This window comes from Pseudomonas sp. MWU13-2105 (assembly GCF_023242315.1).
Classification (GTDB): Bacteria; Pseudomonadota; Gammaproteobacteria; order Pseudomonadales; family Pseudomonadaceae; genus Aquipseudomonas.
Genome location: NZ_JALLIY010000044.1, coordinates 1 through 7,979, shown reverse-complemented (window position 1 = coordinate 7,979; position 7,979 = coordinate 1). Strand labels below are relative to the sequence as shown.

The following is a 7,979-nucleotide window of genomic DNA, read 5'->3' as shown; positions in this document are numbered from 1 at the left end:
CAGTCTGCATCCCAGATGAATAGTCAGGCTGACTCAATCTCCTTTTTCATCCAGCAAACGGTAGCGGATTTATTTTCTACATTCTGCACGTCCGCTTTTGGCCGACAGCAGACCTTGGGGTCCGCAGTTCCTTAGCCTCTGCCATTTGGCTAGATGCGTTACACACCGACTCACATGGGTAACACTGCTCACACAGGACGATCCAAAGCGGTGTTGCATTGATTTTGTCCTTTAAATTCAAGTAGTTGATCTAGATCGTTACACGAGTAACACGGCATTTGAGAGGTATCCACCCCCGCTCCTCATAAGTATGAATCCCACCAGCGAGGAGGATCCAGCAGGTGCCAGGCCCCCTGAGTCAATGAGGTACACACGGGGTCAGAAACCCGCGTGATCCTGTTGGCGGAAGGATGACCTGCTTAGTGAACTACGGTTCACCAGTGCGATTGCACAATGTGCTGAGATGTCGCGTGGGACCCTGGGCATTTCTGAGGGGCACGGGGCAGATAACCCGCGCGTTCGTGCTAGCGGCTGGATATTTGAAGTTAGTTGACAGGTTGACGGAGTTGACCCGGTTGACGAACACCTTGCTCGCGTTTTCAGCAACACAAAAGGGCATCTTTACCAACACGGTAACGATCCCCTTTTTTCTGCAAAATCCTTTCAATTTCAACGTTGAAATTTCAGTAAGCTGGGGTAGCTGTCGCTACCAAGATCCCGCGGGTTTCCGACCCCGTGTAAAGAGCTAATCCCCAGGGGCCCTGGCAGTTTCTGAGGTGGCACCTGTGACCGAATGAATTCCACTGACCAACGCATGCCCTAAGGCAGCAGGAAGGAAGCGGCTCAAAAGCGGTTCAACAAGAAGCCTCAAGCCGCTCAGTCACTAGACACGCCGACGATAAGAAAGTACGTTCTGACTCAGCCAAACCCCATACCTTCGCAACATTAAAAGCCACACAAAAAGGACACTCTTATAAAATGGGCACCAGCAGAACATTTGTAAGCTATTTCGCTGCACTTAAGGATGACTTCAGAAATGACCACATGAAAATCTGCTTCTTGTGGCACGACGAAGTAATGCTAGACGTACCAAACGACTACAGACGAAATAACTACGCAACTCAAATATCAGGCAGTGAATCATTAAGCAAAGAGCAAACCTCATCACTTACAGATATATTTATTCCGCTGCAAGATCGGGTTTCTAGCGACCTACTTGAAGCATATGAGGAATCAAGGCCTTCAGGTTATCCACGGTGGGGTAATGAGTACGAGAATTTCACATACCCTGACCCACAAAACCCTGAGCAATATGCACATAACATTTTACTGGCACACATCAAGCGGGATTGGAAGCTAGAAGAGTTCAGTGGCGGAGATGTTGAGCATGCTGAAGGCAGAGCGAGAGTAGCGATCAACACGGTTGGTCTATGGGAGTGCATCCAACAAGAAGTTGAATGCATGCTGGAGGCAAGTTATGACGAGCGCGTGGCAATGAGTGCTGCACGCATATTCAATTCAAGCCCACAAAACCAGGTCGAGCCATTTAGTTTATTCGAAGCTAGCATCCCGAGCCTTTCATCAGTGCCGTGGGCTGAGATTATAAATATCAAGAAATCTGGCCGATTTGAAAAGCTGAGATCAAAATTAAGTGAAGTCGCCTCCACACCTAACACAGATAAAATTTCAGCTCAAGCAGAACTGGCCCTGCTTGAAGCCAAAGCCGCTGAAGATATTATAGAGCGCTACCGCCCAAAGCTTAAAAAAGTGGCCATAGAGTCAATGCTAGCAAACATACCCGGAATTCCTGGAATCAACCCATTTGGAGCATTCTTTGGCATTCGAGACACTTACAATGAAGCAAAAAAACGGAAGGATCTCAGTTGGTTTTATACTCTTCGTGATGTTCGTAACCTTGTGAAAGACCTTTAATACCTTTTTCCAATTTCAGATGAGTTGAGCCAAAGCGGATGACATTTGACGTCCGCTTAGCATCCTCACTTGGAATGTAGTGGTCCTAGCTACAACCTATCTGCGTCAAGCCACCGTAGACCGGATTTGTAGGCAAGCTAGACGCTTGCCGGAATGCCTCTACCTTCCCCTGCTCAAGAGAGTAAAATCGAACAACACTCAGAACCGTGTATCCCTATCTGTATCCCTAACTGTATAATTCCTCTACAAGGCACGAATTATATAGAGCGCACGAGTCTCCCTCGGGCACCATCTTAAAAAAAGACCTTGAATTTCAAGGTCTTTTTTTTCGCCCACAGAAAAGCGAAAAGGCACCGCAATCCTGTAGGAGCCGGCTTGCTGGCGATGAACGATAACGCGATGAGCCTGCCATGCGCCGCCGCCAATCCCGACATCAATCGAAGATCGCCCGGTCTTTACCCCCTCTCCCCGCGCAACATTCCCTGCGTCAAATCGTCGATGACGGCCTTACCCATCTCGCCCAGGTAATGCGATGCCCAAGCGTAGCGTTCGCCGTCGCTTTCCAGGGCAGCATCGAGGGAGAGTGCTTTGGCGCAATAGAGCAGGAGGGAGGCGTGCTCCATGGCTTCCAGAATGGGAACGCCAGGGTTTACGCGAAATAGCTCACGTCCTTGGGAGCCACACTGGGAAAAGGTGATGACGCCTAGGGTTTTACTTGTGGGTAGATTCGTCATTGGACACCTCCAGCGTGGACCTGGGTGCCGGGGGCTGGAACATGCAAAGTCGATCCATCAAAAACGTACATACGCAGGACTCCTAATGTGAGGGAGCTACCACGTTCGTTTCCAGGCGAATGGGTGGCAGCTGTACGCAGGCTGGAAACCGGGACAATAGGAAAACCCGGCAGACCCAAGGGCCTCCCGCGCACAGCCGCCATAACACGCGGAGACTGGCACAAAAAAGCACCAGCAGTCGTGATGAATGGTGGCGCCTATGCGCCCATTGTTCCACAGGTTTCCAGGCCCGGTCGCTGAGTTGGCAGCGACAGGGAAAAGGTAGCGCGCACAGTAGGGAGCCGCAATGTGAGTGGCGGAGGTATGTAAGTCGAAAAATTTCAGTCGGCATAGAAGATCGTTCACAGCCCCAAGCTAGATGGCGATCTACCCGAAGTGCATTACGATCATTCAGGGATGACGTCTTGGGCTGCGACCAAAATAAATCCGTCACCATTTCCGTATTCGTAGCTTTCCACTGCAAAAATCGAAGACAGCTTTCGGCCGATTCTGTTGAAAAAGTCGACCAGGGCCGACGGTCCATGTATTGAGCGGTGAAAACGTCATTTTTGCACGCTGCTACGTGAAATCTGAGTCCTGCACCCGCTGCTCAAGACACGGATTTCAATCTCAGACGCGTATTTTTCTGCCGTGAAAACCGAAACCGACTTTTTCAACAGAATCGGCCAGAAGCGGCCCTTTGTCCAACCTGCTACGCTGATCTCACAAGACCTTGCATTCATCACTGAGTCTTACCGCTTCTGCGACTTTGCCAGCATTAAAGCCGATCCGCTCAATAAGTCGGCGTAGCAAGCCTGGCGCTCTCGCCACCAGCCCTTGGCTGCGTGGCACCGTCACTAGGTCACGCCTCTGCTCAATGCACTCCACCAGGGCGGTGACCACCCTCTCCAGTGCTACGAACTGCCAGATCCCCTGATGATTGTTCCAGACTAGGGTGGAAGACGGCCCAGCGATGACTGCCTCCATCATCGGCGTCTGGAAGAAGGTCGGGTGGAGTGATCCGACGCCCACGCCGTGCTGACGAAGCTCCAGGCGCAAACTGTTACATAGGGCCCAAACTCCAGCCTTGCTGGCGGTGTAGGCTGTATTCAATGGCGAATGAACGAAAGCGGCCATGGACGAGATGGCCAGTAGATAGCCCTGGCGCCCCTTAACGTAGGGCAGCGCAGCGCGGAAGGTGCGGGCCACGCCGTTAAGGTTGATATCGATGACCCGCTCAAACGTGGCTGGATCGATGTACTCCAGGGCAACCACCGAGCTGACGCCAGCGCCGGCGACCACGACATCAATTGCGCCGAAGTGCTGCGCAGCCTTCTTCAGAGCTGTCTCCAGACTCTCAATCGAGCGCACGTTGGCCACCCAACCGGCGGCGACATCAGGTCCACCCAACGCCGCAGCCATAACGCTCAGGCTATCCAGATCAAGATCTAGCAAGACCAGCTTCGCGCCTTTGTCGCGCAGTGCCTGCGCGGCGGCCCTGCCGAGCCCCCCTGTGGCGCCGGTGATGGCGATGACGCGGCCGTTCAGCGAGTAGCTTTTCATATGTGAACCTTATGCAAGTAGTAGGACATCAACTTGGTGTCTGGGTACGAACGGATTCTTCCAACTCGTGGAGCAATCTTTGCAGGCGGGCATGGCGTGCCAGATGCCAGTCGGTGAAAACGTTGAACAGGCCCCGCATCAGGGAGATGGGCGCCCAGCGAGCCGGTACCACGATGCGCGGCTGGCGCTTTTGCAGACCGCGCACCATGCCACGTGCCACCTTTTCCGGTGCAATCGCCCGATGCAGAAAGGCCGGCAATAGGGCCTCGTTCATCTGGGTGGCGATGGCGTTGCCACCGAAGGCAACCTTGGCAATAGCGGTCGCCGTCCAGCCGGGATAGAGCACGCTGGCGCTGGCCCCGGTCGCACTCAACTCAGCGCGCAGCGAGCGGGTCAGCGACTCCACCGCCGCCTTGCTCGCGGCATAGGGCGCGTTGGCCACGCCGTTCAAGTAGGCATAGGTCGACGACGTGACCAGCACCTGACCCCGGTTGCGCACGACTTCCGGCAGTGCGGCGCGCATCGTGTGCCACACCCCAAACAGATCCACTTCAATGATGCGGCGGAACTCCACTTCGTCGCAGGTGCGTAGGGTCGCCGGTACACCTCGCCAGGAGATGCCGGCATTGGCGAAGGCCACATCGAGACGGCCGAAGTGTTCAACTGCCTGCCGCACCACTGTCTTTGCCGCCTCGGCGTCAGTAACGTCGAACGCCAGCGGCAACACACGTTGGCTATTGAACTCCTGAGCCAGTTGGTCCACCGCCTCCTGCGAGGTATCGGTTAGCACAAGGCTGGCGCCATGCGCATAGAGTTCGCGTGCACTGGCGGCACCGATGCCGCCAGCTGCGCCGGTGATCAGCACCACTTTGCCTTTAAGATGGTACATATTCTTATCTCTTCGTTGGGATGCTTGGCACGTTGCGCTTGAGGAAGTCGAGTTGATCACTCACCACCTGCTCGAAGGCTTCGCCCACATAAATATCGAAATGCCCATGGGCATAGCGCTTGATCTCATGACGTGGCGCGCGTCGGGCGTGACGCAGCGTCCGCTTCGCCGGTGCCACGCTGTCGGTATCACACACGCAAAACAGCACGGGGACCTGGATACGTGGCGTGCTGTGCCCTGGGTAGTAGCGAATGATGTCCAAGGCAAAGCGCGCAGCGGCCTCTTTGCGGATACGCGCACCCGACGGGATCAGTCCGTTATAGCCACTCCAGGCATCCGGCGATGTCATGAATGCCGTATCTCCGGGTTGACCGGTAAGCGGCACAAAAATGGGCTTGGCGCCGAACCACGAGCCCATGCGGTCGGTCAAGGCCAACACGGTGAGTCGAAGTGACACCAGGGGTTCGGTGGCCAGAAAGGAGCTCAGGCCGTCGGTGAAAGGACATTGGGAGATGACTGCGGTCACCCTGGCATCATCGGCGGCGGTGGCCAGCACATGGCCGCCACCAAACGAAGTGCCCCATATAACAATCCGCTGCGGGTCGACATCCGCGAGGTGGCGAGCGTGATCTATCGCGGCTTTCCAGTCCTCGAGCTGGCGGTCGATATCCAGCAGTTGCCGTGGCTCGCCTTCGCTGTCGCCGAAGTGGCGATAGTCGAACACCATGCAAGCGTAGCCGGCGGCGGCGAAGCGTTCGGCAAAGGCAGGCAGACGCATCTTGCGCGTCCCGCCAAGTCCATGTGCCATCACCACCATCGGGAAAGGTCCGGCGCCCAATGGGCGATAAAAGTCGGCAACACAACGCGAACCGTTGGAGAGGAACTGGATTGTCGCCGGTGCGAAAAGATCGGTGATCGTGCTCATGAACGGCATCTGCTGGAATGGCTGGGGTGCCGTCATTCTCGACAGCTGCCGCAAGGAAGGCTTGACGGTATCCGACGCCCCGCTTGACACTTTGCGCCAAACAACAAAAGGCCAACCAGCCTAAAGAGGCCCGATGAGCCAGCCTTTGTATCGGCGCGTGGTGCCAGAGACCTACGTGCAACTGCTTTATGAATACCTGGAGGCGCTCGGTCATGAGCCCGAGTCGGTACTTGGCCAGCCCTGGCCCACACCTACCCAAGAGGGGGCCGGCGGCGTTAACGTGGAATGCTGGGATCGCTTGTTGGTGAGAGCGGCGCAAGTATTAGGCGATCCACTGTTAGGACTGCACCTCGGTCAAACCATCAGCGCCCGGCATATCGGTGTGCTCGGATCGGTGCTGCTGGCCTGCGGTAATCTCGGTACAGCTCTGCAACGCTTGGAACGCTACATTCGCCTGGTATACGACGTCATTCCCATGACTCGCCGCGACGGCGATGGTTGGTTCGAGCTGGTCTGGGATGTCAGCCAGTATCAGCCCGGCCCCTTGGTGAACGAAGTTGGTATGGTTGCCATCGTGCAGTTCTGCCGTGCCTTAGTGCGCGGCACCGCCAATCCGTTGCGGATCGATTTCAGTCACCCCGGGCCCCTCGACCTCAGCCCGTATGAAGCTTTCTTCGGCTGCCCGGTACGCTTCGGCCAGGTCGAGGCGGTCCTGCGTTTCTCCGCGCAACTGCTTGAGTTGCCCTTAAAAAGCCCCGATCCGGTGCTGGTCTCCCTGTTGGAACAGCATGCGGATCGCCTACTGGCGCAGTTACCACAGCAAGAGGAGTTCGTGGAACAGCTGCGCAAGGTCATCACCCATGCCCTGCGCAAAGGTGAGCCGAGTATAGAGCGGATAAGCCCCCAACTGGGCACCTCGTCACGCACGCTACAGCGCCGTCTACAAGAGGCCGGTACCAGCTTTCGTCATGAACTGAACCTGGTTCGCCAGGAACTGGCGCTGTCGTACCTGCGCGATCCACGCCTGCAAATCGTGGATATCGCCATGCTGCTGGGCTATTCGGAGCACAGCGCCTTTACTCGCGCCTTCAAGGAATGGAATGGAAGATCGCCCCATGAGGCCAGGCAACTGAATTCGGAACCTTACTGAGCAGGGAGTCCGTGGAGGTAAGGACGGCTTTAGGGAGCAGGCCAGTATCTGATCAGCCCTGGGACTTCATGGCCTTTATGAGTGGCTGCAGATGGCCGATTCTGTTGAAAAAGTCGACCTGGGCTGACGGACCATGCATTGAGTGGTGAAAACGTCATTTTTGCACGCTGCCACGTGAAAACTGAGTCCTGAACCCTCTGCTCGAAACACGGTTTTCAATCTCAGACGCGTACTTTTCTGCCGTGGAAGCCGAAGCTGTTATCGCTGATGCAGAGTTAACCCAGATGCCGACTTAAAGCTGCTCCATCAGTGATCAACTCAAAGTCAGACCTGCTAATACTTACAACGCCAAGGCTTGGGTCAGCCAAATTTCGGTAGCCGGGTCAATTGGGTATCAGCGACAACATGGCGGAGGTATGTAAGTCGAAAAATTTCAGTCGGCATAGAGGATCGTTCACAGCCCCAAGCTAGATGGCGATCTACCCGAAGTGCATTACGATCACTCAGAGATAACGTATTGGGCTGCGGCAAAATAAATCCGTCATCATTTCCATTGACCGCGAGATTCTAAAATCGCCAGCCGGACAATACGTCCATGTCCTGCTTTATTCCCAAATCGCATGAATCATATGCCCCGCCGCGACGTTCCGCAGCCCCGCCAAGAGCAGCAAGATAGCCCCAGCACTCTTGCTGACCCACTCAAGGAAAACTGCGATGACCACTTTCACTCGTTACACACTCGACACT

6 protein-coding genes are annotated in these 7,979 nt (G+C 55.3%); 2 read left to right on the top strand and 4 right to left on the bottom strand.

Going from position 1 to position 7,979, the window contains the following annotated elements:
• Positions 1-978 precede the first annotated feature (978 nt).
• Positions 979-1,932, top strand: a complete 954-nt coding sequence (locus tag M5B96_RS32055; protein WP_248801147.1) for a hypothetical protein — start codon at positions 979-981, stop codon at positions 1,930-1,932.
• Positions 1,933-2,387: 455 nt separating this feature from the next.
• On the opposite strand, the gene M5B96_RS32050 is transcribed toward M5B96_RS32055, so the two are convergent.
• The 4 genes from M5B96_RS32050 to M5B96_RS32035 all read right to left on the bottom strand — a co-directional run bounded on the left by M5B96_RS32050 (position 2,388) and on the right by M5B96_RS32035 (position 6,082).
• Positions 2,388-2,666 carry a DUF3077 domain-containing protein gene (locus tag M5B96_RS32050; protein WP_248801146.1) on the bottom strand — a complete coding sequence of 93 codons (279 nt, stop codon included), beginning with the start codon at positions 2,664-2,666 and terminating at the stop codon, positions 2,388-2,390.
• 762 nt (positions 2,667-3,428) lie between these two features.
• Positions 3,429-4,268: an SDR family NAD(P)-dependent oxidoreductase gene (locus M5B96_RS32045; RefSeq protein WP_248801145.1), complete on the bottom strand. Its 840-nt coding sequence runs from the start codon at positions 4,266-4,268 to the stop codon at positions 3,429-3,431.
• A gap of 28 nt (positions 4,269-4,296) precedes the next feature.
• The gene (locus tag M5B96_RS32040; RefSeq protein ID WP_248801144.1) at positions 4,297-5,157 is read right to left on the bottom strand and encodes an SDR family NAD(P)-dependent oxidoreductase; all 861 of its coding nucleotides are present in this window, start codon (positions 5,155-5,157) and stop codon (positions 4,297-4,299) included.
• A 4-nt stretch (positions 5,158-5,161) separates the two neighbouring features.
• Entirely contained in the window at positions 5,162-6,082 is a 921-nt protein-coding gene (locus M5B96_RS32035) for an alpha/beta hydrolase (RefSeq protein ID WP_248801143.1), read from the bottom strand.
• 133 nt (positions 6,083-6,215) lie between these two features.
• Here M5B96_RS32035 and M5B96_RS32030 point away from each other — a divergent pair, with 133 nt between their 5' ends.
• On the top strand, positions 6,216-7,232 hold the full coding sequence (locus tag M5B96_RS32030; protein ID WP_248801142.1) for an AraC family transcriptional regulator: 1,017 nt from the start codon (positions 6,216-6,218) through the stop codon (positions 7,230-7,232).
• The last annotated feature ends 747 nt before the right edge of the window (positions 7,233-7,979 follow it).

Excerpts from the sequence above, each read along its gene's own strand:
- M5B96_RS32040 (WP_248801144.1), bottom strand. The coding sequence starts at position 5,157 with ATGTACCATCTTAAAGGCAAAGTGGTGCTGATCACCGGCGCAGCTGGC.
- M5B96_RS32035 (WP_248801143.1), bottom strand. The coding sequence starts at position 6,082 with ATGAGCACGATCACCGATCTTTTCGCACCGGCGACAATCCAGTTCCTC.
- M5B96_RS32045 (WP_248801145.1), bottom strand. The coding sequence starts at position 4,268 with ATGAAAAGCTACTCGCTGAACGGCCGCGTCATCGCCATCACCGGCGCC.
- M5B96_RS32050 (WP_248801146.1), bottom strand. The coding sequence starts at position 2,666 with ATGACGAATCTACCCACAAGTAAAACCCTAGGCGTCATCACCTTTTCC.
- M5B96_RS32055 (WP_248801147.1), top strand. The coding sequence starts at position 979 with ATGGGCACCAGCAGAACATTTGTAAGCTATTTCGCTGCACTTAAGGAT.
- M5B96_RS32030 (WP_248801142.1), top strand. The coding sequence starts at position 6,216 with ATGAGCCAGCCTTTGTATCGGCGCGTGGTGCCAGAGACCTACGTGCAA.